At 63.9% G+C, this 25,842-nt stretch carries 19 protein-coding genes; 15 read left to right on the top strand and 4 right to left on the bottom strand.

The window, feature by feature from the left end:
* Positions 1-210: 210 nt before the first annotated feature.
* On the bottom strand, positions 211-1,263 hold the full coding sequence (locus tag AAC071_RS02355; RefSeq protein WP_339829565.1) for a hypothetical protein: 1,053 nt from the start codon (positions 1,261-1,263) through the stop codon (positions 211-213).
* A 20-nt stretch (positions 1,264-1,283) separates the two neighbouring features.
* Complete coding sequence (locus AAC071_RS02350; protein WP_339829563.1) at positions 1,284-2,300, bottom strand: hypothetical protein; 1,017 nt, start codon at positions 2,298-2,300, stop codon at positions 1,284-1,286.
* A 248-nt stretch (positions 2,301-2,548) separates the two neighbouring features.
* Between AAC071_RS02350 and AAC071_RS02345 the strand changes: the two genes are divergently transcribed.
* The 3 genes from AAC071_RS02345 (at position 2,549) to AAC071_RS02335 (ending at position 6,232) form a co-directional block, all read left to right on the top strand.
* Positions 2,549-4,240, top strand: a complete 1,692-nt coding sequence (locus AAC071_RS02345) for an alpha/beta fold hydrolase (RefSeq protein ID WP_339829561.1) — start codon at positions 2,549-2,551, stop codon at positions 4,238-4,240.
* Positions 4,241-4,329: 89 nt separating this feature from the next.
* Positions 4,330-5,223, top strand: a complete 894-nt coding sequence (phaZ, locus tag AAC071_RS02340; protein WP_339829559.1) for a poly(3-hydroxyalkanoate) depolymerase — start codon at positions 4,330-4,332, stop codon at positions 5,221-5,223.
* A 31-nt stretch (positions 5,224-5,254) separates the two neighbouring features.
* Positions 5,255-6,232, top strand: a complete 978-nt coding sequence (locus AAC071_RS02335) for an SUMF1/EgtB/PvdO family nonheme iron enzyme (RefSeq protein WP_339829556.1) — start codon at positions 5,255-5,257, stop codon at positions 6,230-6,232.
* A 60-nt stretch (positions 6,233-6,292) separates the two neighbouring features.
* Here the strand turns inward: AAC071_RS02335 and AAC071_RS02330 are convergent, their stop codons facing one another.
* The gene (locus AAC071_RS02330) at positions 6,293-7,648 is read right to left on the bottom strand and encodes a DUF1329 domain-containing protein (protein WP_339829554.1); all 1,356 of its coding nucleotides are present in this window, start codon (positions 7,646-7,648) and stop codon (positions 6,293-6,295) included.
* 211 nt (positions 7,649-7,859) lie between these two features.
* Here AAC071_RS02330 and AAC071_RS02325 point away from each other — a divergent pair, with 211 nt between their 5' ends.
* Positions 7,860-8,084 carry an SDR family oxidoreductase gene (locus AAC071_RS02325; RefSeq protein ID WP_339829552.1) on the top strand — a complete coding sequence of 75 codons (225 nt, stop codon included), beginning with the start codon at positions 7,860-7,862 and terminating at the stop codon, positions 8,082-8,084.
* Between the two features lie 9 nt (positions 8,085-8,093).
* Here AAC071_RS02325 and aguB read toward each other — a convergent pair whose 3' ends face one another.
* Positions 8,094-8,966, bottom strand: a complete 873-nt coding sequence (gene aguB, locus AAC071_RS02320; RefSeq protein WP_339829549.1) for an N-carbamoylputrescine amidase — start codon at positions 8,964-8,966, stop codon at positions 8,094-8,096.
* Positions 8,967-9,165: 199 nt separating this feature from the next.
* On the opposite strand from aguB, the gene ptcA reads away from it, so the two are divergent.
* The 11 genes from ptcA to AAC071_RS02265 all read left to right on the top strand — a co-directional run bounded on the left by ptcA (position 9,166) and on the right by AAC071_RS02265 (position 25,840).
* Entirely contained in the window at positions 9,166-10,176 is a 1,011-nt protein-coding gene (gene ptcA / locus AAC071_RS02315) for a putrescine carbamoyltransferase (RefSeq protein WP_339829547.1), read from the top strand.
* A gap of 68 nt (positions 10,177-10,244) precedes the next feature.
* Positions 10,245-11,645, top strand: coding sequence for an APC family permease (locus tag AAC071_RS02310; protein WP_339829545.1), 1,401 nt, complete (start codon positions 10,245-10,247; stop codon positions 11,643-11,645).
* Positions 11,646-11,698: 53 nt separating this feature from the next.
* Complete coding sequence (gene aguA, locus AAC071_RS02305; RefSeq protein WP_339829543.1) at positions 11,699-12,808, top strand: agmatine deiminase; 1,110 nt, start codon at positions 11,699-11,701, stop codon at positions 12,806-12,808.
* A gap of 4 nt (positions 12,809-12,812) precedes the next feature.
* On the top strand, positions 12,813-13,724 hold the full coding sequence (arcC, locus tag AAC071_RS02300; RefSeq protein WP_339829541.1) for a carbamate kinase: 912 nt from the start codon (positions 12,813-12,815) through the stop codon (positions 13,722-13,724).
* Between the two features lie 162 nt (positions 13,725-13,886).
* Entirely contained in the window at positions 13,887-14,675 is a 789-nt protein-coding gene (locus AAC071_RS02295; protein ID WP_339829539.1) for an energy transducer TonB, read from the top strand.
* A gap of 106 nt (positions 14,676-14,781) precedes the next feature.
* The gene (locus tag AAC071_RS02290; RefSeq protein ID WP_339829536.1) at positions 14,782-15,873 is read left to right on the top strand and encodes an NADP-dependent oxidoreductase; all 1,092 of its coding nucleotides are present in this window, start codon (positions 14,782-14,784) and stop codon (positions 15,871-15,873) included.
* A gap of 92 nt (positions 15,874-15,965) precedes the next feature.
* Complete coding sequence (locus tag AAC071_RS02285) at positions 15,966-18,728, top strand: LuxR C-terminal-related transcriptional regulator (protein WP_339829534.1); 2,763 nt, start codon at positions 15,966-15,968, stop codon at positions 18,726-18,728.
* Between the two features lie 266 nt (positions 18,729-18,994).
* Positions 18,995-20,899, top strand: coding sequence for a hydantoinase/oxoprolinase family protein (locus AAC071_RS02280; RefSeq protein ID WP_339829531.1), 1,905 nt, complete (start codon positions 18,995-18,997; stop codon positions 20,897-20,899).
* 5 nt (positions 20,900-20,904) lie between these two features.
* The gene (locus AAC071_RS02275) at positions 20,905-21,300 is read left to right on the top strand and encodes an acetone carboxylase subunit gamma (protein ID WP_339829529.1); all 396 of its coding nucleotides are present in this window, start codon (positions 20,905-20,907) and stop codon (positions 21,298-21,300) included.
* A 36-nt stretch (positions 21,301-21,336) separates the two neighbouring features.
* Entirely contained in the window at positions 21,337-23,472 is a 2,136-nt protein-coding gene (locus AAC071_RS02270) for a hydantoinase/oxoprolinase family protein (RefSeq protein WP_339829526.1), read from the top strand.
* A 115-nt stretch (positions 23,473-23,587) separates the two neighbouring features.
* Positions 23,588-25,840, top strand: a complete 2,253-nt coding sequence (locus AAC071_RS02265) for a hydantoinase B/oxoprolinase family protein (protein ID WP_339829524.1) — start codon at positions 23,588-23,590, stop codon at positions 25,838-25,840.
* The last annotated feature ends 2 nt before the right edge of the window (positions 25,841-25,842 follow it).

The raw sequence follows: 25,842 nt of genomic DNA, 5'->3' as shown, positions 1-25,842 counted from the left end.
GAGCCTCGGAAAAGGTCAGCCCCGCCATTGCATAGCGATAGCGTTGCGTTTGGAGGGGTGGCCGGACGAATTGGCGATGTCGGCGTTGCAGTGCAGATTGATGTTTGCTGTCGAGCACGAGCCGCAAAAGTATATGCCGATATTGTATGTACCGATCTGTGCGATGATGTTTTGATGCTTAAGGAAGTAAAGGAGCACTAGCTAGAGGACTCACTTCAATTTTTGTCGCCGCTCTCGCTGCCACCGCGCTGCCACCGCGTTGGCAAAGCCCGTATGCTGCCCCTTTATCAGTTCGACGATGATCTGCGTAGCATCCTCGATAGTGAACGACTCACGGCCAGCTTCCTCACCAGTAAGCAGCAGTTCTGGTGCAAATTTATTCTCGCAAGATAAATACTCGCGAAACAGCTTCTCGTTGGATGGTCGGAAGAACTCGAGAATGATTCGGCGATCAGTGGTCGACAGTAGTTTTGCCGCGGAGCGGCCATTCTCGAACTGTTTCTGTAGCAACTCAAGAGCGACCAGTCTGGTCTCGGGATCATCGCATTGAGATTTGAAGAGACGCGCCAGCTCGGTGGCCTCAAGCGAGGGACTCTTGTTAATATCCTTGCTCACCTTGAACCGATCCATCATCGGGGCAAGCGCAGGGCGATTTCCGCGCCGCTCGTCGACGCAGCGTAGGAAGTCCGTCGGAACACCGGTCTTTCGATTGTAAAGCCGCGCCAACATTCTTTCCTTGCCGAAGACTCGAGCCCAGTTGGATGCATGTTGGTAGATGTCGAGCTCACGGCTCATGCTGGTCGGGTGGTCGAGATGATAAGAAATCGGCTGGGTATAACGGTTGCGTGGGCTCTTCGATCGCTGCGTGTACGTCGATACATATCCTTCGTCCTGCCGACGCACATAAAATACGATGACTGCCGAAAAATCGGCAAGCCGGTCGTACAAGAATCGGATTGCCGCCTCGTCGGCAGAAAAAAAGGCCTCGCTTGAAATGATTGCGGTGTCGGCACCGGAGGATTTGATCTCATCAAGGATCGGTGTGATTTCGGCATCGAAAGATGGCACCTGCCGGTCGTCTGGATCAGCCTTTTTCCGAATGGAAAAGGCGATGCGATGCTGCGCGCGGTATCCGCCCAGATGTCCGGTCGGATAGCAGACGCCAAGCTTCAATAGAGCCTGGTGATTGGCGTAGAGAAAGCGCTGTAACGAGGACGTGCCGGTCTTGTGCGGACCGATATGAACGAAGATCTTCTGGCGCATCAGGATGTCCGGGATATGAGTCAGGATTGTCTCTTTGGTTTTCGTCGGCGCTCGCGTCGCCAGCGATAGATGCCGAAGACGATGGCAACGAGGAATCCCAGTTGCTGTCGCAGCATCGTCTTCGGATCGGGAAGGAAATACGCGTCGTCCCGGATGGGCCTGAACAGCCCCTCCTTGCTGTTCCCGAAATAGACCTTCTGCACCCGGCGATTGCCGGCTGCATACCGCGCGACGATCGCCCGCCTTTGCGCCGCCGTGAGCAGGGATTCCTTGCTGTCCTTTACATATCTGTCATTGGTGACGTCGTGCACGAATTCCTGGAAGCGGTTGTCATGGGCGTCTCTGAAAATGCGTCTGTTACCCTTGACCATTTCCATGATCGACTCGGGAAAGCTCGGATTGGCGTCCTTCTCCGGATAGGCGAATGAATCGAATGGCACGCTCAGTCCGAGCTGGTCGTAGAAATCGGCGATCACGTCGCCGCCCTTGAGTTGTGTCCGGTCGAATATCCGGACCCTGATATTCTTGCGCGGAACGACTTTTTCCCAGTTCGTCAGATAGACATGCCAGTTGCCAAGCGTTCCGGTGACCATGAGCAGCCACGCCAGAAAATCGTCCTGGACCTTGGCGTTCCATTGCTGCCAGGCGGAGAGAATGAATTCATCCTGTCGCCGGATATACAGGATCACTTCGATCTCGTGACTCTTCGCCAGACCTTCGAACAACCCCGGCCCGGCGGCATAGGCGGCCAGATTCTCGGCGCTGATCAGGATTGCCGAGGCATCGCCGGCCTGCGCCATCAGTTTGGCAACCGCTGACTCGAGCGCCTTGCGGCCCGCATCCGGTTCATCGTTCCACTCGCGGAACAGGCGAACGTGATTGCCATATGAACGTCCGGACATTTCGAGATCGTTGGCCGGCACCAGGATGCCTTCCCGGCGCAGGGCTTCGACATTGAGCTCGAGAAAGCTCTGGATGGCCGAACTGCCGGTCTTGCCGGCGCCGATGTGAAGAATGATTTTCGGACGATCGCTCACATCGCGCCTCTGCCTTGCACCTCACGCGTATGGCAATACGCGCCATTTGCCCCCGTTTGTCAGGCCGGAGGGTACGAAATCCGCCAGTTTTGGCAATGGTAGGCCGCCATGAAGCCCTTGCCGCGCCCTCTTCGGCGGCGCATCATATATCCCTGTTGCGCATGCGCAACGGGAATGCCTGCCCGGTATGCGGCCTTCCGGGGAGGGAAGGCGGGCAGGACAGAAACGTCTAACGGGGAGGAAGACGCATGTCGAAGCGTCGCGACGATATTGGTGCGGGTATCGGCGAGGAAGCGGCCGAAACGCCGAACGTCCTGAGCCCGATTGTGGGCATCAGCCGCGAGGACGTGCTTTCGGCGATCGGCTCGATTGTCGGTGGCGCGGCGCGCCAGCCTTTCACCGTCATGCAGCATATCGGTTCGTTTGGCCGCAACGTCGTCGACATTGTGAGCGGCGAGGACAAGTTCGCGCCCCAGCCCAAGGATCGCCGCTTCGTCGATCAGGCCTGGCAGAAAAGTCCGGTCTATCGCCGCCTGATGCAGGGCTGGCTTGCTTTCCAGACCGAAGTCCACGGCTTCATCCGCTCCCTCGACCTCGACCCGATCGAACATGGCCGCGCCATGCTGGTCGCCGACATCATGATCGATGCGGTCGCGCCGACCAATACGCTGGTCGGCAATCCCTCCGCCGTGAAGCTCGCGCTCGATACCGGCGGGACGTCGCTGGTTCAGGGTTTCCGCAACGCCATCGACGATCTGCGCAACAATCATGGCATGCCCTCCCAGGTGGACAAGACGCCCTTCAAGGTCGGCGGCAATCTGGCGACGACCGAAGGCGCGGTTGTCTACCGCACCGAAATGCTCGAATTGCTGCAATACACGCCGAAGACCGAAACGGTTCATGCGATGCCGTTGCTCTTCGTGCCGCCCCAGATCAACAAGTATTACGTGCTCGACCTGACGCCCGAAAAGAGCATGTCGCAATATCTGGTGCGCCAGGGCTATCAGGTTTTTGTCGTCAGCTGGCGCAATCCGGGTCCGGAGCATCGCGACTGGGGTCTGGCCGATTATGTGGCAGCCCTGGTCGATGTGATCGGCGTTGTCTGTTCGATCACCGGTTCCGAAAAGCTCAATATCTCGGGCGGCTGCTCGGGCGGCATCACCACGGCGACATTGCTGAGCCACCTGACCGCCAATGGCGACAAGCGCGTCGGCTCGGTCACCTTCTGGGTCTGTGTCCTCGATCCGCGCATGGAAGACAGCGATGTCGGCGTGCTGGTCACGAAACGCGGCATCGAGATGGCGCGCAAGCGATCGGCCAAGAAGGGCGTGCTGGCGGGTTCCGATCTGTCGCGCGTCTTCGCCTGGCTCCGCCCCAACGATCTGATCTGGAACTATGTCGTCAACAATTATCTCCATGGCCAGAAGCCGCCGGCCTTCGACGTGCTCTTCTGGAACAATGACTCGACCAATCTGACCGCCGCGCTGCATTCGGACTATCTGTCGCTCTACGAGACGCAGCCCTTCGCCAATCCGGGCAAGGAGGAAATTCTGGGGCACCCGATCGATCTCGGGAAGGTCGACATCGACGCCTTCATCGTCGGCGGCGTGACCGATCACATCACACCCTGGAAAGCCTGCTACCGCACGACACGGATGCTCGGCGGCAAAAAGGAATTCGTGCTGTCGAACAGCGGCCACATTCAGGCCATCCTCAATCCGCCCGGCAACCCGAAAGCCAAATACTTCGTTAACGATAATTTGCCGGACACCGCCGACGAATGGGCGGCCGGCGCCTCGGAAGTCATGGGCTCCTGGTGGGAACGCTGGTCAGAATGGCTGGGCGAACGCTCGGGCGAGACGATTCCGGCGCCGAAAAAACTCGGAAATCGCAAATACAAGCCTATGGAAGCGGCGCCCGGTACCTATGTATTGGGCTAGGCATTCATTGTTTGTACTAGAATGAATGTTCATTGTTGAGTCGCCCGGTGGTGCGGGCAGCGGGCGCGAGCCCCCCAGCCGGAGCCGTGATGACAGAAAAACAGCCCCGTTACCGCGACGTGAGAGCGGGATCGAACATCCTCCGGACGGCGGTCTGGCATCGCGACCCCAGGAGCGGGCCGGCGGCCCGGCCGCTTCTCTTCTTCAACGGTATCGGCGCCAATATCGAACTGATCGCGCCGCTGGCCGAAGCGCTGACCGATCGCGACATCATCGCCTTCGACGCGCCCGGCGTCGGCGGTTCGGCCGCGGCCGGCATTCCCTACCGTCCCTGGAATCTGGCCCGCATGGCGGCCGCCATTCTCGACGAACTGGGTTACGGCGAAGTCGACGTGATGGGCGTCTCCTGGGGCGGGGCGATGGCCCAGCAATTCGCCTTTCAATACGGCTCGCGCGTCCACCGTCTGATCCTCTGCGCCACCTCGGCCGGCTCCTTCATGGTACCGGGCAATCCCAAGGCGCTGATGAAGCTGGCCCATCCGCGCCGCTACCTGGATCCCGACTATCTGATGAAGCATTTCGAGATGCTCTATGGCGACGAGGCCGCCGAGGCCCCCGATCATTCGAGCCGTCTGCGCGCGCCGACCATGCGCGGCTATTTCTACCAGTTGCTGGCCGGCATCGGCTGGACCAGCGTTCCCTTCCTGCCCTTCCTGAAGCAGCCGACCCTGGTGCTGGCTGGCGACAACGACCAGATCGTGCCGCTGATCAATGGCCGCTTTCTGGCCCGGTTGATTCCCGGTGCGCGTCTCGAAGTCGTGTCGGGCGGGCATCTGTTTCTGGTCTCGCGTGCCAGCGAGGTGATCCCGCTGATCCGCGACTTCCTGGACGAGGAGCTGGAGCCGCGCCCTTTCGCCGCAAAGCGGCGGCGGCCGGCGGCCAAGGCGCCGGCGGCGCCTTTCGCCGTTAAAATGGCCGACTGAGGCCGTCCTGCCGGTCGGAGCAAGGCGGATGATGAGCGGAAAGCGCACCCTCCTGATCGCATCGGGCGCCGCACTGGCGCTGCTGCTGGCGGCCGCCGCGCTCTGGCATTTCGGCGGCTCGAACGCCGCGCGCATGGCAGGCGCCGCGCCGTCGCGTTGCCTCCCGGCGGAAGCCGATGCCGGTCCCGGCGGCATGGTCTGGGTGCCGCCCGGGCGCTTCGCAATGGGCGACACGGTCTATCCCGAGGAGCGGTCCTTCCGCGACGTGTCGGTCGAAGGCTTCTGGATGGACCGCACCGAAGTCACCAATCGCGACTTCGCGGCCTTTGTCGCCGCCACCGGCCATGTGACGGTGGCCGAACGCCCGGTCGATCCCGCCCTCCATCCGCATCTGCCGCCCGACATGCGGAAGCCCGGCGCGGTCGTCTTCATCATGCCCAACGATGTCGACGGCATGGGCGACATTTCGCAATGGTGGCAATACGTGCCGGGCGCCAACTGGCGCCATCCCGGCGGCCCCGGCACTTCGATCGAGAACCGCGACGATTTCCCGGTCACCGCCATCGCACTCGAGGATGCGCGTGCCTATGCAAGCTGGAAGGGCCACCGCCTGCCCAGCGAAGCCGAATGGGAATGGGCCGCCCGCGCCGCCGATCCCGATGCGCCGCCCGCACATGAGCGCCCGACGGAAGCCAACACCTGGCAGGGACTCTTCCCGGTCGTCAACACGGCCGAGGACGGCTTCGTCGGTATCGCGCCGGTCGGCTGCTTCGAACCCAACGCACTCGGTCTCTACGATATGATCGGCAATCTCTGGGAATGGACCGACGACGCCTGGGAAGGCCGCGCCGATGCGCATGTCATCAAGGGCGGCTCCTGGCTCTGCGCCCCGAACTACTGCATGCGCTACCGCCCCGGCGCGCGGCAGCCGCAGGAGCTGGACCTCGCCACCTCCCATCTCGGCTTCCGCACGATCAGGCCGGCGCCCGGTCCCGGCGATGCGCCCTGAAGCGCTTCCAGGTGATGTGGAAGCCGGTTCGCCGTCCGGAAACGCCCCGCAACAACGACTCTAGCGCACGACGAGCCGCCGCAGCGCGGCCGGCGTGAAGTCGTCGTCCTTCAGATCCTCTGCGTGATAATTGGGCGCCGGCTCCTGCGCCTTGAGCTGCTGCACATGGTAGCGTCCGCTGGCGAAATCATAGGCGATCTCGGCATCCATCGCGCAGAACGGCACTTCGTAATAGTTCTGCACATAGGCTTCCTGCGCCCGCGCGATCTGTCCGTCGGCGCCGTAGAGATCGGTCTGAACGATCATCCATGTGTCTTCGTCGACATAAAGCGTCCGCCGGTGGAACTGGTGACGTTGACCCTCCTTCAGGCGGCCGTCGACCACCCAGACCCGATGCAACTCATACCGCACCGCTTCCGGGTTGAGATGGCCCGGCTGCAGGATCTCGGCATAGCTGAAATCGCCGGAACTGAGCTTGTAGGTATTGTAGGGCGTCAGGATTTCGCGCTTGCCCTCAAGCGTCCAGTCATAGAGATCGGGCGCGCCGTTATACATGAACTGCATGTCGCTGAAACGCAGGTTCTCCGTGCCCGGAATGGGTGCGTCATAGGCGCTGCGTGCTGCCGCGACGACGCGCCGGTTCTGCGGGCTGTAGATCCAGCCGAAGCGTTCCTGAACCTTCTGGTTGATTGTGTTGTGAAACAGGAAGGCGCTGCCGGCCTGCTGCGCCGGCGCGGTGTTGACGCGGATCCACTTCGATTCGACGTTGTTGAGTTCGCCGATATCGCCCAGCGCCGGATCGGTATAGTTGACGATGCGCCGGTCGGAACTCTGGACCAGCGTGTAGCTGCCGCCGCTGGTCGGTGCCGCGGCCGCCACCTGCATTGTGCTCTTGTGGCCGCGATAGCCGAGAATGTGATTCCAGATGACATGCTTGGCTTCGGTCGGAATGGGGAAGGGCGACGCCATCCGTGCGCCCTCGACGCTGTTGCCGTCGGCGACCAGCCGCGCATGCTCGGCATTGTGCTTGACCGCGTCATAGACCGCTTGCGGATAGGCGCAACTGCGCCGCGTCGGATAGACGTTGAGCCTGTAGCTCCCATGAGCCCGCATCATCGCTTTCTGGCCTTCGGTCAGATGGGCGGCATGCTGATCCATGTTGGAGGCGTCGACCGCATAGAGCACGGCCTCGCCGGCAAACGGATCGGCATGCTTCTGGCCGGCCACATAGCCATCGGGCGGCGTCGCGATGCCGCCGGTCCATGCGGGAATCGTGCCCGCCGCATTGCCGGCGCGCTCGGCACCCATCGGCGTCAGCTCCGCCCCGAGGCGGGCCGGGTCGGCGCCCGCGGCGCCCGCCATCAGCGCCGAGAATGTCAGTGTAAGGACGAGACACGATGTCTTGCTGATCTTCATGCTGTTTCTCCCTGTTCCCGCCGTCCATTGCGCTGCGGCGGGTTTTGCCGATTGCCAGTGATGACAATTGGTCAGTTGTGCAAAGCCTATCGTCCGTCCCGCCGGACGCAAATGCGTGATTGTTACTTGCCTGCAAATTGCGTCTATATCGGAGGCGAATTCGGTACTCCGCAAATTTCAACCTGCCCGTTCGGGTAGCTGACCGGGTTCGATGGACGAGGGGCTCATTGAGCGCATGATGGAACGGACGGCAATTTCTGGCGAAGCATCCACGGACCGGGCGGACGCCGTGCATCGCGACGTCGATGGCCATGGAACGGGGGGTATTGATGTCCCGCGGGAGGCGGCTGAGGCCGCGATCTGGCTCGCATCGCCGGCCGCCAGCTTCATCACCGGCCACGCGCTGGCCGTCGATGGTGGCTACGCGGCGCAGTAATACCGCCCCCTAGCGTCGCGGTGTCCCATCCAGCGTCAGAATATCCGCATAGAGATCGACGCGGCGGTCGCGGAACACGCCCCAGTTGACGCGCTGCCGGCGGTTCTTCTCGATGTCGATCGTATGGGTCAGAATGGCCTCCTCCCGTTCGTCGGCCTCGGCCACCTTGGCCCCGGTCGCATCGGTGATGAAGGACGAGCCGTAGAAGGTGATGGCGCAGCTCTTTCCCTCTTCGCGGCCGACGCGGTTGGAGGCGACGACCGGCACGAGGTTGGCGGCCGAATGTCCCTGCATGGTGCGCTGCCAGTGGTCGCGCGAATGGATCGTCTCGTCATGCGGCTCCGAGCCGATGGCGGTCGGGTAGAGGATCACGTCGGCGCCCTTGATGGCCAGGATGCGCGCCGTTTCGGGAAACCACTGGTCCCAGCAGATCGCTGCACCCACGCGGCCGGCGCTGGTGTTCCAGACATGAAAGCCGGTATCGCCGGGGCTGAAATAATATTTCTCGCGATAGCCCGGACCGTCGGGAATATGCGCCTTGCGGTAGATGCCGAGAATCTCGCCGCGGTCGATCATCACCAGCGAATTGTACTGGGCGTTGTTGGCGCGCTCATAGATCGAGATCGGGATGACAGCCTTGTATTGCGCCGACAGGGCGCGAAAATGGTGCACTGCGGGATTGTCGGCGGCCGGCATGGCCAGATGCATCAGGTCCGGTTCGGTGTCCTTGCAGAAATAGGGTGTCTCGAAAAGTTCCTGCAGCAGGATCACCTGCGCGCCCTTTTCGGCTGCCGCCCGAACGAGCTTCTCGGCACGGGCGATATTCGCGTCGCGATCGGTGCCACAGGCCATTTGCGTGGCGGCAACGGTGATTTCGGTCATGCGGAAACTCCGGACATTCCATTCTTGCAGAGAGGCACGAGCGGCGGCGATCTGCCGTCGCCACGGCCATGCTTCAATTTGTTACATGGGCCGCTATTGAAGCGGAAGAGGGAGGGGCGTCTAATCATTAGGTCGAATACACATTTGCGTCCTGCCCGATCATCCGGCCTGAAGATAGCCGAAACAAGAGGACTGCCGAATGTTGCGTCATTTCGTTCATGTTCTTGATTTTCCGAAGGAGGAACTCCTCCGGATGATGGAATTGACGGCCATGCTGAAGCGGGCCGACAAGGACGGCGCCTGTCCGCGTCTGTTGCATGGCGCCTCGCTGGGCATGATCTTCGAGGAGCCGTCGACCCGTACCCGCGTCTCCTTCGAGGTGGCCATGACCAAGCTGGGTGGCCATGCGCTCTATCTGCGCCCCGGCGAAATCCATCTTGGAGCCCGCGAGTCGATCGCCGATACCGCACGCGTCGTGTCGCGCATGGTCGATGTCATCGAGGCGCGCACCCTGAAGCATCAGACGGTACTCGACTTGGCGAAATACGCGACCGTCCCGGTCATCAACGGCCTGACCGATTTCAACCATCCGACCCAGGTGCTCTGCGACGTCTTCACAATGACCGAGCATGCGGCGAAGGGGAAGAAGCTTGAGGAGCTGAAACTGGTCTTTGTCGGTGACGCGACCAATGTCTGTGTGTCGCTGATGTTCATCTGTGCCCGCCTGGGTATCGCCTTCACCCAGGCCGCACCTGAAAAATATCAGGTGTCCGAGGCGCACCGCGCGATGGTGCGCGAGGCTTGCGCAGAGTCGGGCGCCACGATTTCCTTCACCGACGATCCCGCGGCGGCCGTCGCCGATGCCGACTTCGTCTACACCGATCTCTGGTGGTGGATCGGACAGGAGGACGAGGTGCCTGAGCGCCGTGCCGCCTTCATGCCGAAGTTCCAGGTCAATGCGGAACTGATGGCAAAGGCGCCCGCGAACGCGCGCTTCATGCATTGCCTGCCGGCTTCGCGCGGCGTCGAGGCGACCGACGAGGTCATGGACGGCCCGCAATCGATCATCCTCGATCAGTCGGAAAACCGCCTGCACACTGAAAAGGCGCTGCTGGTCTGGTTCGTCTATCCACGCCTGAAACGGCCGTCCGAAGCGTTGCTGGCGCGCCACCGGGGCATCGCTGAGGATTTTCTGTCGGATTTCATGTGACCTTGCGTGACGGCGCGGCGCGTCTCTTGCCGTGAGTAGCTGATTTTACTCAAGCGGGGAGAAAACAGATGACCGATACCTCTGCGGCCGCGAATCCACGCGGCTACAAGAAAGTCCTGCGCGGCATGGACCTGACGCTGTTCACGGTCTGCGCCATTCTCGTGATCGACCAGCTGGCGGCATCCGCCGCCATCGGCCCGCAGGCCGTCTTCTGGTGGATTTTCACGATGATCTTCTTCTTTGTGCCCTATGGCCTGATCACGGCCGAACTGGGTAGTGCCTATCCCGATCAGGGCGGCATCTATGCCTGGGTCCGGCGCGCCTATGGCGCGCGCTGGGGCGGCCGCACGGCATGGCTCTGGTGGATCAATGTGGCGCTCTGGCAGCCATCGGTCTTCATTCTCTTCGCCGGCATCTTCGCCGCGCTCTTCATGCCCGATCTCGGCCTCTGGACGCAGATCGCGATTGCGGTCGCCCTGACCTGGCTGACGGTCTGGATCAACATCGTCCGCCTCGATGTCGGCAAATGGGTGCCCAATCTCGGCGCCGTCTTCAAGGTCGCCATCATGCTGGTCATCGGCATCGGCGGCTTCGTCTATGCGGGCAATCACGGCGTCGCCAACGAACTGACCCTGTCCAGCATGACCCCGAGTTGGGGGGTGACGCTGGCCTTCCTGCCGGTCATTGTCTACAACTTCATGGGCTTCGAACTGATGTCGGGTGCCAGCGCCGAGATGAAGAATCCGGCGCGCGACGTGCCGATCACCATCGCCGTTTCCGGCATCCTGATCGCCGCCTTCTACCTCTTCGCCACCATCGGCATCCTGATCGCGCTGCCGCTCGATGACATCAATCTGGTCAGCGGCATCATCGACACGCTGCGTGTGCTGCTGGGCGAAGGCGGCATCGCCGGTACCTTCGTCATCCTGCTGGGTCTGATGGCGCTCTATTCCTTCCTCGCCAACATGGTCACATGGACGATGGGCGCCAACCGTTCGGCGGCGGAAGCCGCGCTCGATGGCAATCTGCCCTCGATGTTCGCGCGCCTGCATCCCGAACACCGGACGCCGGCCAATGCGGCCATCGTGACCGGTGTCGTCACCACGCTGGTGATCGTCATCTACGGCTTCCTGGCCGCCGATGCCGAGGACCTCTTCTGGACGCTCTTCGCCTTCTCCTCGATCGTCTTCCTGCTGCCCTATCTGGCCATGTTCATGGCCTTCCTGAAGCTGCGCAGCATCGATGCGGACCGGCCGCGCCCCTATCGGGTGCCGGGCGGCAAGGGCGGGGCGCTGATCTTTGTCGGGCTCTGCCTTGCCTTCATCGTTCAGGCGATCGTCTTCTTCATCTACACGCCGGGCGAATTCGATCCGACCTATGCGATCTCGATCGTGATCGGCGTTGCCGTTACGCTGGTGATCGGCGAAATTCTGATCCGTCTCGCGGGCCGCGGCGGAACGCAAGGCTGACCGGATGGACGGCGGACAGCGCGCCGCCGTCCATGCCTTTCCTGGAGAATGCGATGGTGCGATTGCTGACCACAACGCCCCGGGCGGACGGCTTTCGCATGCCCGGCGAATTCGAACCCCATGCTGGCACATGGATGCTCTGGCCCGAACGGCCCGACAACTGGCGCCTCGGCGCCAAGCCGGCGCAACAGGCCTTCGTTGCCGTGGCCGCGGCCATCGCCCAGGGCGAGCCGGTCACGGTCGGCGCCTCGCCGCGCCAGTTCGCCAATGCCCGCGCCATGCTGCCGCCGCATGTTCGCGTCGTCGAAATGTCGAACAACGATTCCTGGATGCGCGACTGCGGCCCGACCTTTGTCGTCGATGAGGGCGGCGCGGTCCGCGCGGTCGACTGGATCTTCAATGCCTGGGGCGGTCTCGATGGCGGCCTCTACTTCCCCTGGGACCAGGACGATCTGGTCGCCGCCAAGGTGGCCGAGATCGAGGGCACCGACCGCTATCGTGCGCCCATCGTGCTCGAAGGCGGCTCGATCCATGTCGATGGCGAGGGCACGCTGATCACCACCGAGGAATGCCTGCTCAATCCCAACCGCAATCCTGGCCTTTCGCGCGCCGACATCGAAAGCGCGCTGGCCGACTATGTCGGCATCGAAAAGACGGTCTGGCTCGGCGCCGGCGTCTTCAACGACGAGACCAGCGGCCATGTCGACAATCTCTGCTGTTTCATCCGTCCCGGCGTCGTGGCCCTGACCTGGACCGATGACGAGGCCGACCCGCAATATGCGATTTCGCGCGACGCCCTGGCGCGTCTCGAGGCGGCCACCGACGCGAAAGGCCGGCGCTTCGAGATCCACCGCATCCATCAGCCCGCGCCGCTGACGATATCGCAAGAAGAGAGCGGCGGCGTCGATGTCGTCGAGGGCACCCTGCCGCGCCGCGCCGGCACGCGGCTGGCCGCCTCCTACATCAATTTCTACATCGCCAACGGCGTTGTCGTGATGCCGGCCTTCGGCGATCCGCGCGATGGCGAGGCGGCGGCGCAACTGGCGGCGCTCTTTCCCGACCGCAAGCTGCTGCCGGTCCCGGCGCGCGAAATCCTGCTTGGCGGCGGCAACATTCATTGCATCACCCAGCAGCAGCCGGCGCCGCGGCGGCGGAAGGGCTGAGCCGATGCGTGTACTGGTCGCCATCGGCGGCAACGCCCTGCTGAAACGCGGCGAGGCGCTGAGCATCGACAATCAGCGCCGCAACATGGCCGCGGCGGCCGGCGCGCTGGCCGCCATCGCCCGCGAACATGAAATGGTGCTGGTTCACGGCAACGGCCCGCAGGTCGGGTTGCTGGCGCTCGAAGCCGACGCCTACAAGGAGGCGCCGCCATACCCGCTCGACGTGCTGGGTGCGGAATCGCAGGGCATGATCGGCTATGTGATCGAGGCGGCACTGCGCCGCGCCCTGCCGGAACGCGAGATCGCGACCCTCCTGACCCAGACCCTGGTCGATCCGGCCGATCCGGCCTTCGCCGCGCCGTCGAAGCCGATCGGCCCCGTCTATGATGAAGCCACCGCGAAGGCGCTGGCCGCCGAACGCGGCTGGACGGTCGCGCCCGACGGCCCGAATGGAAAAGTCTGGCGCCGCGTCGTCGCCTCGCCGGCGCCCTCCGGCATCGTCGAGATCGAAACCATCCGCAGGCTGATGAATGACGGTTGTCTGGTCATCTGCGCCGGCGGCGGCGGCATCCCGGTGTGCAAGGGCAGGGACGGCGCCCCCGAAGGCGTCGAGGCTGTCATCGATAAGGACCTCGCGGCCTGCCTGCTCGCCGTCGAACTGGGCGCCGAGCGTCTGCTGATCCTGACCGATGTCGACGCCGTCCATGCCGATTGGGGCCTGCCGACCGAGCGCCCGTTGAAATCGGTCTCCGCCCGCACCCTCGACCCCGCCGCTTTCGCCGCCGGTTCGATGCGGCCGAAGATCGAGGCCGTCTGCCGCTTCGCGCGCGAGACCGGCCATCCGGCCTTGATCGGCAATCTCGACGATGCCGGCGCCGTGATGGCCGGAACGTCCGGCACCCGCATCGATCCATGACGGCGTTATGTGACAGTTTTTTGACAGTTCCGTGACAGAGGGGGGGTACGGCTGTCTTTGCCGCTGTGCCTTGATATGCTCGCCCTTGCGATCCGGCGCCATGCGTGCCGGCGGGTGGGCTGAAAAAGGGCTGAAAGCCGGCCGGAAATGGTTGTAACCGCAGTGAGCACAAGTCCGGCCGCCAGCTTCCATGTCGTGCCGCCCCCGCCGGTGCGCCCGCGCCACTGGAGCGAATTCGCCATCGCGGTCGCCTTGGCGCTGCTGCTGAACCTCGCCCTTATCTTCCCGTTTTTATTGCAGAATCCGGCCGCGAACCCGCCCCTCGAAGAGCCGCCCTCGATTTCGGTCGAACTGGTGCCCGAAGAAGAGGCCCCGGCGCCCGTCCCCGATCCCGAGCCCGAAACGGAAGAACCGCCACAGTCGCGCAGCCTGACGCGTTCGGGCCCCGAGGCCGAGACGACGCTCGGTCCCGAAACCGCGACCGAGGCGGCCGCCCCCGAAGCGGAGGCCCAGGCCGCGCCCGAAACCGCGCCGGAACCGGAGCCCGAACCGCAAGCCGTTGAAAAAGAGGAACAAACCGAAAGCTTCGACATACCGGAATGGGCCCGCACCCTCGATACCGGCTACCAGGTCCCGGCCCCGGTCGAAGCGCCCGAAATCGTCCGCAGCTCGGGCGGCGACCCCTATCTGAACATGATGTTCGACCGTGTCCGCAACAATCTGGTCTATCCGCGCGCCGCCGGCGGCCGTGGCGGCGTGGTCCGCATATCGCTGCTGGTGCATCGCTCCGGCAATGTCTCCGATATCCGCCTGGTCGAATCGGCCGGCCATCCGGCGCTCGACCGCGCCGTCTACGAGGCCCTGCAGCGCAGCCTGCCTTTTGCCCCGATCCCGCCCGAAATCGCTGAAAACGAGGTCCGTCTGAGCGGCAACATCCCTGTTTTCCCCTGAGCGATCTGTGCCATCCTGTCCCCCACCCACCCTTTCGGGTGGGTATGGGGCGGTCAATCCGGTCCAGCATCCCCCCAACAACAGGGCGGCATCGGGGGAGGATCAGGTGCTGAAATCCGTAACCAACTGGATTCGCGGCCGGAATGCCGCGCGTCCCGCGCCGTCGGGGGAGGGCGAAGTGCCGCAACAGGCCCGCCACTGGTATTTCAACAAGCGTCCGAAGGATGTCATCGAGGCCGACACGCTGGTCCTGCGCAGCGAGCCGATGCCGGCGCCCGGCGAGGGCGAAGTGCTGGTCCGCGCGCTCTACATGTCGCTTGATGCCACCAACCGCGTCTGGCTCAGCGACTGGGACACCTACATGGAGCCGCTGCCCCTCGGCGCGCGCATGCTGGGCTTCATCCTTGGCGAGGTCGTGCAGTCGCGCAATCCGGCCTTCCCCGAAGGCACCCTGGTCACTTGCCTCGGCACCTGGTCCGACTGGTTCGTCACCGATGGCGAAGGCTGGTCGCCTTTCCCGCGGCCCGAAGGCGTGCCGCTCGCCGACGCCTTCGGCATTCTGGCCGTCGCCGGCCCGACCGCCTATGTCGGCCTGCTCGAAATCGGCAAGCCGAAACCCGGCGACACGGTGGTTGTCACGGCGGCGGCCGGTGCCGTCGGCGCGCTGGTCGGCCAGATCGCCAAGCTGCACGGCTGCCGCGCCGTCGGCGTCGCCGGCTCGGATGAAAAATGCCGCTGGCTGACGCAGGATCTCGGCTTCGACGCGGCCATCAACTACCGCAAGGAAAACCTGCTCGAAGCCTTGAAGCGCGAAGCGCCGGGCGGCATCGACGTCCATTTCGAGAATGTCGGCGGCGACCAGCTCGATGCCGGCCTGACATTGATGAACAATGGCGGCCGCGTCGTCATTTGCGGCCTGATCTCGACCTACAATGCCGCGGGCCCCGTGCCGGGTCCCTACATGTTCCGCAACGTGATCATGAAGCGTCTTGTCATCGAAGGCTTCGTCATTCTCGACTATGCGGTGCATTTCCCCGAATACCACGCACAGCTGATCGAATGGATGCGCGGCGGAAAACTGAAATACCGCCTGCATATCGTCGACGGACTTGAAAACGCGTCCGACGCGCTGAAACTTCTCTACACCGGCGGCAACAACGGCAAGCTGATGGTCCGCATCGCGGCCGACGCCGCCTGAGCGACGCCGCCGGAAGGCCGCACAGGCCCCGCATCAGGCGGGGCTCAACGGAAACCGCGAAGGTTTCCCGCCCTTGGAGGAGGGGGGTGCCGATGACCGCAACATCGGAACGCAAGCGCCCGGGCCCGCGCGCCCTGGCCGGCCGGTCGCGCGGCCACGCTTTCGCCAACGCGCTGACGCGCCAGCCCGCATCCAACAATCTGGTCCTGCGCAAGCAGCAGCTCGACCGGCTGAAGAACCACGCCGATGTCCGCCTGATCGTCGCCCAGGCGCCGGCCGGCTTCGGCAAGACGACGCTGTTGCGCCAGTATGGCGCCCATCGCGAGGCGCAGGGCAGCCGCATCGCCTGGCTGCATCTTGAATCGCATTATTCCGATCCCTCGCGCTTCCTGCGTCTGCTCTGCGAGGCGGTTGCCCAGGCCCGCCACGAAGACGACGCCCCGGTGCCGCTGCCCGAAGGCTCCTCGGCCTCGATCCAGGATTTCCTGCGCAGCCTGCACGCGATCCGGACCGGCATCACCATTGTCGTCGACAATTTCGAACAGGCCGCCCATCCCGGCATGGAAGCCGTCATCGCCCAGCTAGTGCGCGTGCTGCCCAGGGGCGCGCAGCTCTGCATCGGCACCCGCGTCATCCCCTCGATCAACCTGCCGCGCCTGCAGCTGCGCGAACAGGCCGTTGTCGTCAATGTCGAGGGCCTGCGCTTCCGCGCCGGCGAAACCGCCGAATTCTTCCGCGAGTTCCGCGACATCTCCGAAGAGGAGGTCGACAAGTATCAGGCCGCGACCGATGGCTGGCCGGCGGCGCTTCAATGCATCCGCCTGTCGATGCGCGGCCGCACCGGCCGTGCCCGCGCCTTGCCGGCATCGGGCGTCACGCCCGACCTGATCGACTTTCTGGCCACCGACGTCTTCGACAATCTCTCGGCCGAAATCCAGGCGACCCTGCTCGAAGCCTGCATGCCCGAACGCATCTGCCCGGAACTGCTCGAACATGTTTCGGGCCGGCCCGGCGGCGAGGCGGCGCTGGCCGACATCGAACATTCCGGTCTTTTCCTGACGCCGGTCGACATGGACCACCGTTGGTTCCGCTTCCACACGGTCTTTCGCCAGGTGCTGCTGACGCGCCTGCGCCGCGATCTCTCCGAAACCGAAGTGCTGGCGCGCCAGAAGCGCATCGCCGATTGGTACGCCGCGCACGGCTTCAACGAGGAAGCGATCCTGCATTATCTCGAAGCCGCCGACGAGGAATCGGCGGCCGGCATTCTCGACACCATCATCCAGCGTCTGGTCACCGAGGAGCGGCTCGATCTGATCGTGCGCTATGTCGATCGTCTCTCCCCGGCCGTGATCCGCAAATATGACCGCATCCTGACGGCGGCCATCGTCGCCTATGGCTTCCGGCGCGAATTCGTCAAGGCCAACCGGATCGTCGCCCTGCGCCATGCCATGCTCGAAGCCGCCGAGGAGACGACGCCGGAAGCATGGGGCATCCAGAACTACACCCGCATCTTCGTGCTGGCCGCGCAGGACCAGGTGGCCGAACTCGGCCGGACGGCCGGTGAGGCGCTGACACAGCTGGCCGGCCGCCAGGGCCTCGAATATGCGGTCGCGCTCAACGCGCGCGCCTATTGGCTTTACCTGAACAGCCGCTTCGAGGAGGCGCGCGAACTGCTGTCGCAGGCCCGCGCATTGCACGACGAGGCGGGCAATCTCTTCGGCCTGTCCTATTGCGAATGGATCTACGGCATCGTGCTGACGGCGCAGGGCCGCAACGACGAAGCCCTGAAAAGCCTGAAACAGGCTCAGATCCACAACGAGGAATATGCCTCGGCCAGCGTCAGCGCCGGCTCGGTCATCGCCGCCTTTCTGGCCGAGGCGCTTTACGAGAAGAACTGCATCGCCGAGGCCGAGACGCTGCTCAACGACAATCTGCTGCTGCTCGAACAGCAGGCGATCGTCGAACCGCTGGCCACCGCCTTCCTGACCATGGCGCGCATCGCGATGCTGCGCGGCGAGGAACGCGAGGCCGAGGAAATTCTCGACCGCGCCATGTATCTCGGCCATCGCCACAACCTGCGCCGCCTCGTCGCCTATGCCAAGGCCGAGCTGGTGCGGCAGGCGACGCTGTCGGGCGATCTCGACAAGGCGCGCATCCGTGCCGCCGGCATCGGCGCGGCCGATGGCGAGGGCGAGGAGGATCTGTTCTTTCATGCCGGCGAAACCGAGGCCCAGACCGTCACCGAGGCGCGCCTGCTGATCCTGGCCGGCCGCCATGCCGATGCCCGCGCCCTGTTGCAGCCGGCCGCCCGCAAGGCGCGCACGCAGCGCCGCCTGCGCCGCTTCATGAAGCTCAATCTGCTGCTGGCGATTTCGCTGAATGTCGAAGGTCAGGTCAGCGCCGCCCGCCGCGCGCTGATCGAGGCACTCCAGATCGGCGCCCCCGACCAGTTCATCCGTCTGGTTCTCGACGAAGGTCCCCAGGCCGTCCGCCTGTTGCAGGAAGCCCGCCAGGCCCTGCCGAAATTTCCCGACCTGCCGCAGAAGGATCGTGTCTCGGCCTATCTCGACCGCCTGCTGGGCGAGGCCGGCGAATATGCGCCGGTCGTGCTCGACGGTCAGTCCTTCGACGACGATGACGCGCCTTCGGCACATCTCTTCGAGGCACTGACCGAGCGCGAGCGCGAAATCCTGCGCCTGGTCTCCAACGGCTTTTCCAACAAGGCGTTGGCCGACCGCCTCTCGCTCTCCACCAACACGGTCAAATGGCACCTGCGCAACATCTTCGAAAAGCTGCAGATCAGCAACCGCATGCAGGCCGTCTCCGTCGCCCGCCATTTCGGCCTGATTGAGTAGACGCGCAGCACAATTGCTCAAATTCACCCGCCCCTGGGGGCGGGTCGAAAAATTCGCAGAATTTTTCGGGGCGGGGGCGCGGCGCCTGCGACGGTGAAATCGCGCGTCACCGCATCCAACCCGCCGCATCGCCTCCCCAGAAATCCCCCCTCATTTCCATTCTTTCGGGTGGGGAAGGGGCGCCGGCCGGCCGCTACCTTCCGGTCATGAATGGTGGCCGCTCCCGTCCGGACGGACCGCTGCACAGGATCACGGGGGAGGAACGCGTGGGGCTTCTCGTAAGCATCGACAATGGCGGCACGCTGACGGATGTCTGCGCCACCGATGGCGTTTCGACGATCCACGCCAAGACGCTGACCACGCCGCATGATCTGACCGAATGCTTCGTCAAATGTCTCGAAGCGCTGTCGGAAAAGATCGACGGCGAGATCGACCTCCCCAAACTGGTCGGCTCGATCGACTACATCCGCTATTCGACGACGCAGGGCACCAATGCCATCGTGCAGCGCAAGGGCCCCCGCATCGGCCTGCTGACCGACGACGAGGCGCTGCTGTCGGCCGCGATGAATGCGGCGCCCGGCCTCTTCGAAAGTTTCGTCGCCGACCGCGTGCGCATCGTCGCGCCATCCGCCGTCGCCGAGGCAGCCGGCAACGGCGCCGGCGAACTGGTCATGGCCGTGTCGAAGCTGGTCTCGGCCGGCGCCGGCCGTGTCGTCATCGCGCTGTCGGGCGCCGATGCCGTCGAGCGCGAAAAAGCGGCCAAGCGCATTCTCTACCGCGCCTTCCCGCGTCATCTGCTGGGCGCGGTGCCGCTGCTCTTTTCGACCGAACTGACGAAGATCGGCGCCCCCGAACAGCGCGTCTGGGCGAGCCTGATCAACGCCTTCCTGCACCCGGCCATGGAGAAATTTCTCTACAACGCCGAAAACAAGCTGCGCGAACATCGCGCCCGCAAGCCGCTGCTGATATTCCGCAATGACGGCAATTCGACCCGTGTCGCCAAGACGGTCGCCATCAAGACCTATTCATCGGGTCCCCAGGGCGGCGTGGTCGGCGCCGAGGTGCTGCTGTCGCATTACGGCGTGCCGTCGGCCGTCTCGATGGATATCGGCGGCACCACCACCGACATCGCGAAGTTCGAGGACGGCGTCGTGCGCGTCAACGACACAGGCCGCATCGAAGGCGCGCCGGTCGCGATCCCGCTTTCCGAAATCGACAGCATCGGCGCCGGCGGCGGTTCGATCCTGCGCGCCGAGAGCGGCAAGGTCCTTGTCGGTCCCGAAAGCGTCGGCTCGGCGCCGGGCCCGGCCTGCTTTGCGCGCGGCGGCACCATGGCAACCATGACCGACGCCTTTCTGGTCATGGGCATTCTCGATCCCCAGTCCTATTTCGGCGGCCGTATGCCGCTCGACCGCGAACGCGCAGAACGCGCCATCATGACCCATATCGGCGAACCGCTGGGTCTCGGCCTGTCCGAAGCGGTCGACGCCATGGCCGATGCCTATCACGGCAAGATCGCCGCTTCGCTGGCGCAATGGTCGTCCGCCAACAAGGATGCAGTGCTGCTGGCCTTTGGCGGCGCCGGCCCGATGAGCGCCTGCGGCGTTGCCGAGAAGGCCGGCCTCAAGACGGCGCTGATTCCGAAATTCGCGGCCGTCTTCAGCGCCTATGGCATCGCCTTCAGCGACATCGAGCACAGCTACATGGCCGGTCTCACGGGTGGCGGCAGCGATCTGCTGGGGCGCGTCCGGGACGATCTCGCCGAACAGGCTCGACGCGGCATGCTGGCGGAAGGTTTCGACCTGGCCGAATGCACGCTCGACTATGCGCTGCTGACGCGCAACGGAACGGGCTATGTGCGTGCACCGCTGAACGGCGCGGTCGACGGTCTCAACGCCGAGGCATGGATGGAGCTGCGCGTTCGCAAGCCCATCGACCGGATTCGTCTGGCCGGCGCCGGCTTCGACGAAAAGCGCAAGGCAACGCCCGAAGGCACGCGCCAGGGGCGCGACAGCCTGCCGCTCTTTCGCCTCGAAAATCTGGCGCCCGGAGACTGGTTCAAGGGGCCCTGCCTCGTCGAGGAGGCGTTTTTCACCGCCCATGTAAGGCCGGGCTGGCGCTTCGTCGTCAGCGGCAACGGCGACCTTTTCCTGCGGCGCGACCGGGAGTGAAGCGAATGAAGGTATTTTTCACGGCAGCCCTGACCATCGATCTCGACAGCGAGACATGGGAATGCGCCGGCTGCGGCCATGAAATCGGCGCGGCCCGCGACAACTACAAGAAGGGCCTTCTGGTGCGCGAACGCGCGCCGGCGGAAATTCACGCGCCGATCCTCGACGCCGAACGCTACGACTTCACCTTCGCGCCCGATGCCGACTGGTGCCGCATCCTCGAATATTGCTGTCCCGAATGCGGCCGTCTGGCCGAGGTCGAATATCTGCCGCCGGGCCATCCGCCGGCCCACGACATCGAACTCGATATCGATGCGCTGAAGGCGCAATGGGCGGCGCGCGAGCCGCTGAGTGAGCCGGTACTGGGGCCGGAATTCGTCGCACCTTCCCATTCGCACTGAACCTTTCGCTCTGACCCGGTTTTTGGAGATCGCCCCATGCGCCGCGTATCTGTCGACATCGGCGGAACTTTCACCGACTGCTCGCTTGTCTGGGACGAGCGTTATGTCGAGGCGAAGTCGCTGACCACGCATCAGAACCTGGCGCTGGGTTTCAACGCCTCGCTGAAAATGGCCTATGAGCAGTTGGGCCTGACGCTGGAAGAAGTGATGCGCGAGGTCGACAGCGTGCGCTACGCGACGACGCTGGGCACCAACGCGCTGATCGAGCGTCGCGGTCCCCGTGTCGGCCTGCTGGTCACGGCGGGCTTCGAGGCCATGGTGCCGCTGAGCCGTGGCCGCGGCTACGGCGAGGGCCTGCCCGACCGCCTGCGCCGCGACCTGCCCATGGCCGAGCGCCCCGAACCGCTGGTGCCGGTCCAGATGATCGTCGGCATCCGCGAGCGCGTTGCCGAAACCGGCGAAATCCTGATGGCGGTCGATGCCGAAGACGTGCGGGCCCAGGTCCGCAAGCTGGTCGACAACGGCGTCCAGGCCTTCGTCGTCTCGCTGATCAATGCCGTGGTGGAACCGGAACACGAATTGCTGGTCGAGGAAATCATCCGCGAGGAATTCCCCGAGCATCTGCTGGGCTCAGCCCCCATCGTGCTCTCGCATCAGGTCGGCGGCCGCAAGGGCGAATATGCGCGCACCTCCTCGGCCATCATCGACGCCTTCCTGCACAACGCGATGTATCACGGCCTTTCGACGCTGGAATTGAACCTGCGCGACAATGGCTACCAGAAGCCGATGCTGGTGATCCACAATTCGGGCGGCATGGCGCAGTTGAACTCGACCGACGCGCTCCAGACCATTCATTCCGGTCCCGTCGCCGGCATCAATGCGTCGGAACATCTGGCCGTCGAGGCCGATCTCGGCAATGTCGTCTGCACCGACATGGGCGGCACCTCCTTCGACATCGGCCTTGTCGTCAAGGGCGGCGTCAAGTTCTACGACTTCAACCCGGTCATCGGGCGCTGGCTGGTCAACATTCCGATGGTCCATCTGGTGACGCTGGGCGCGGGCGGCGGTTCGATCGCGCGCTACGACCGCTTGCGCCGGGCGGTTGTCGTCGGCCCCGAAAGCGCCGGCTCCGATCCGGGCCCCGCCTGCTACAATCGCGGCGGCCGCAACCCGACCGTCACCGATGCCGATCTGTCACTGGGCTATCTGCTGGCCGACCGCTATGCCGACGGCACGATTCCGCTCAACGAGCGCCGCGCCACCCGCGCGCTCGAAAAGGAAGTCGGCGAGCCGATGGAAACCGACGCCGTCGGCGCGGCGAAGCTGATCCGCCAGAAGATCGACAACGACATGGCCAATGGCATCGCGCAGGAACTGCGTGTCCGTGGATATGAGCCGCGTCACTTCACGATCCTGGCCTATGGCGGCAACGGTCCGCTGCATGCCTGCGGCATCGCCAATGTGCTGGGCGTCTCGCGTGTCATGGTGCCGCCCTTCAGCGCCATCTTCTCGGCCATCGGTGCCGGCAACATGGACCAGCTCCACTTCCATGAACGTTCGCTCTATCTGTCGCTCTACGATTCGAACACGCGCAAGATCTTCGACGACTTCGACACCTTCAATGCGCTGGTCGAGGAACTGGAGGAAAAGGGGCGCGACGACCTGCTGCGTCAGGGCATCGATCCGGCCAATATCCGTCACCGGCTCGAACTCGACATGCGCTACGGCAACCAGCTGGCACAGACTGCCGTCGTCGTTTCGAAGAATCGTCTTGAAACGGCCGACGACCTGATGGAAGTGCTGGCCGCCTTCTCGAAGGATTACGGCCGCCGCTATGGCGAAGGCAGCCAGGCGCCGGAAGCCGGCATCCGCATCAACACCATTCGTGTCGCCACCTATTCCTCGATGTCGACGCTGAAATTCAACGACATCCTGCCGAAGGACGCGGAACTGGCGCCGGCGCCGGCCGCCACGCAGCACAAGGCGTGTCACTTCGTCGGTCATGACGGCGCGCTGAACACGGCCTTCCACGATCTTGCCGAACTCTCTTTCGGGTCGGTGGTCGAAAGCCCGGCTGTCGTCATCTCGCCCTCGACGACCTACCTGGTCGAGCCCGGCTGGCGCCTGAAGATCGGCCGCTACGGCGCCGCTCTCTTCGAGAGAGTGGAATAGGGGGTGGTGATGTTTCTTGCAGGGCCAACAAGATCAGCGACCACCCGCCCCTGGGGGGCGGGTGGCAGTGCGAACGAAACGCACAAAACAAACGAACCGCTCCGGAGGAACGAAAATGGGTGACGACATGGACATCGCCGGTGCGCCGTCGAGCGCGGTGGACGCCTTCCTGAGCGAGACCAATCTCTATCTCGCGCCCGATCCCGCGATCATGGAAAATCACGGCCTCGAACCGCGTACCGCTTATGAAGACGAATGCATTGCGAAGGAAAACGATCCGGTCCGCCTCGAAATCGTCCGTGAGCGACTGCTGGCCGGCGTCAACGAGAGCTTCGAGATGCTGGAGAACATGGGCGCGGCGCCGGGCGCCAAATGGGGCGACTGCGTCTCGGCCGTCTACACGGCGTCGGGTGACCTGTCGCTCGCCAGCTCCGGCGGCGTCGTCATTTTCTGCAATCTGGTGCAGTACCCGATCAAGTTCATCAACAAGTACTGGGCCTCGGAAGCGACCGTCGGCATCAAGGAAGGCGATGTCTTCATCGTCAACGACGCCCGTTACGGTCAGGCGCACAATACCGATCAGTCGATGATGATGCCGGTCTTCCACGACGGCAGGATCGTCGCTTGGGCGGGCGCCACCGTGCATGAAGGCGAGAACGGCGCCATCGAGCCCGGCGGCATGCCCTCGCTGGCCGAGCAGATCTGGGACGAAGGGTTGAAAATGTCGCCCTTCAAGGTGGCGGAGAACTACAAGCTGCGCCGCGATCTCGTCACCTTCCTGCAGAATTCGGTCCGCGAGCCGAAGCTGCAATATGCGGACATGAAGGTGAAGATGTATGTCTGCCGCCGCATCGAAACCCGCATCCACGAGGCAATTGCCGAATATGGTGTCGAGTCTGTCGTCGCCGCGCTGCGCATGAATCTCGAGGACACTGACGCCGAGGTTCGCCGCCGGTTGAAGGAATGGCCGGACGGCACCGTGCGTCATTCATGGTGGACCGACGGCACGCTGCGCGAGAACGTCCAGATCAAGATCAACCTCGAACTCACGAAGAAGGGCGATCAGCTCACCTTCGACTATCGCGGTTCGAGCCCCGAATTCACCAACCGCTCGAACAACAGCCTCGACATTACGGTCAAGGGAATGCTGGCCCAGCTCTTCCTTACTTTCATCTGGCCGGACATTCCGCGCAATCAGGGCGTGCTGGCGCCGATGAAGTTTGTCTTCGACAATCCTTCGGTACTGAAGCCGGCATTCGGCACGCCGAACGCACAGTCGATGATGACGGTTTTCACCGCCTGGAGCGCCGGCCAGGTCTGCGCGATGAAATTCCTCTATTCGAACCCGCACAAGTACACGCGCGTGCTGGCGCCCTGGTTCAACATGATCAACACCTTCTTGTTCGGCGGCCTGACGCAGCATGGCGAAATGGTCGGCAATGTCTGCGCCGACATCAACGGCATGGGCGGCGGCGCACTGGCCGACCGCGACGGCCAGCATGGCTGCGCGCCGATCTTCGCCACCATGTCCGACATTGGCGAGCAGGAGTTCATCGAAGAGGAAATGCCCTTCATACAGATCGTCTCGAAAAAGATGATGAAGGACAATCAGGGCTTCGGCCGCCAGCGCGGCGGCATGGGCTACCAGATGATCCTGGCCATGCGCGACAGCCCGGCCTTCGGCTTCATGCTGACGGCGATGGGCGCCAGGTTCCCGAACGTACCGGGCCTCTTCGGCGGATATGGCTGCCCGTCCTATCCGCTGTCTCGCATCAGTGGCGTCGATGTCTTCGAGATTCTGAAGAGCGATCCGGCCTCCTTCCGCTATTCGATCGAGGAGCTGATGAACGAACGCCCCTTCCCGGAGGCGAAATACTCGACCCATCCGATGACGCTCGGCTACACGCTGGCGAGCCGCGGCGAACTCTACATGATCGCGCAGGGCACCGGCGGCGGCTTTGGCGATCCGCTGGAACGCGAGCCGGCCGACGTCATGCGCGACATGGACGAGGGTCTGATTTCCGACGATGTTGCCTGGCGCATCTACCGCGTGGTCTACGACAAGGAGACCCTGCTTGTGGACGAGGCGGCGACCGCCATGGCCCGCGACGAGGCCCGTCGCGAACGTATTGCGAAGAGCAAGCCCTTCGATGTCTTCTGCAGGGAATGGGTGAAGGACCGGCCTTCCGGCAAGGTGCCCTATTACGGCAGCTGGGACGACAAGACGATGGTCCATGCCGGCGATCCCGACAAGCTCCATCCCGCGGCCCGGGTGAATCCGCCGGTCGTCATGGCCCATCCGCTCCAGGTGAAGATCGACAGGCTTGAAGCCGAGCTGGCCGATTGCCGCAAGCGCGCCAAGGCCTGATG

The sequence above is a fragment of the uncultured Parvibaculum sp. genome (genome assembly GCF_963975745.1).
Taxonomy (GTDB): domain Bacteria; phylum Pseudomonadota; class Alphaproteobacteria; order Parvibaculales; family Parvibaculaceae; genus Parvibaculum.
This window is presented reverse-complemented; position numbering and strand designations above follow the sequence as displayed.

Coding starts and splice junctions, on each gene's coding strand:
- AAC071_RS02355 (WP_339829565.1), bottom strand. CDS start 1,263: ATGCGCCAGAAGATCTTCGTTCATATCGGTCCGCACAAGACCGGCACG.
- AAC071_RS02345 (WP_339829561.1), top strand. CDS start 2,549: ATGTCGAAGCGTCGCGACGATATTGGTGCGGGTATCGGCGAGGAAGCG.
- phaZ (WP_339829559.1), top strand. CDS start 4,330: ATGACAGAAAAACAGCCCCGTTACCGCGACGTGAGAGCGGGATCGAAC.
- AAC071_RS02335 (WP_339829556.1), top strand. CDS start 5,255: ATGAGCGGAAAGCGCACCCTCCTGATCGCATCGGGCGCCGCACTGGCG.
- AAC071_RS02330 (WP_339829554.1), bottom strand. CDS start 7,648: ATGAAGATCAGCAAGACATCGTGTCTCGTCCTTACACTGACATTCTCG.
- AAC071_RS02325 (WP_339829552.1), top strand. CDS start 7,860: ATGGACGAGGGGCTCATTGAGCGCATGATGGAACGGACGGCAATTTCT.
- aguB (WP_339829549.1), bottom strand. CDS start 8,966: ATGACCGAAATCACCGTTGCCGCCACGCAAATGGCCTGTGGCACCGAT.
- ptcA (WP_339829547.1), top strand. CDS start 9,166: ATGTTGCGTCATTTCGTTCATGTTCTTGATTTTCCGAAGGAGGAACTC.
- AAC071_RS02310 (WP_339829545.1), top strand. CDS start 10,245: ATGACCGATACCTCTGCGGCCGCGAATCCACGCGGCTACAAGAAAGTC.
- aguA (WP_339829543.1), top strand. CDS start 11,699: ATGGTGCGATTGCTGACCACAACGCCCCGGGCGGACGGCTTTCGCATG.
- arcC (WP_339829541.1), top strand. CDS start 12,813: ATGCGTGTACTGGTCGCCATCGGCGGCAACGCCCTGCTGAAACGCGGC.
- AAC071_RS02285 (WP_339829534.1), top strand. CDS start 15,966: ATGACCGCAACATCGGAACGCAAGCGCCCGGGCCCGCGCGCCCTGGCC.
- AAC071_RS02275 (WP_339829529.1), top strand. CDS start 20,905: ATGAAGGTATTTTTCACGGCAGCCCTGACCATCGATCTCGACAGCGAG.
- AAC071_RS02270 (WP_339829526.1), top strand. CDS start 21,337: ATGCGCCGCGTATCTGTCGACATCGGCGGAACTTTCACCGACTGCTCG.
- AAC071_RS02265 (WP_339829524.1), top strand. CDS start 23,588: ATGGGTGACGACATGGACATCGCCGGTGCGCCGTCGAGCGCGGTGGAC.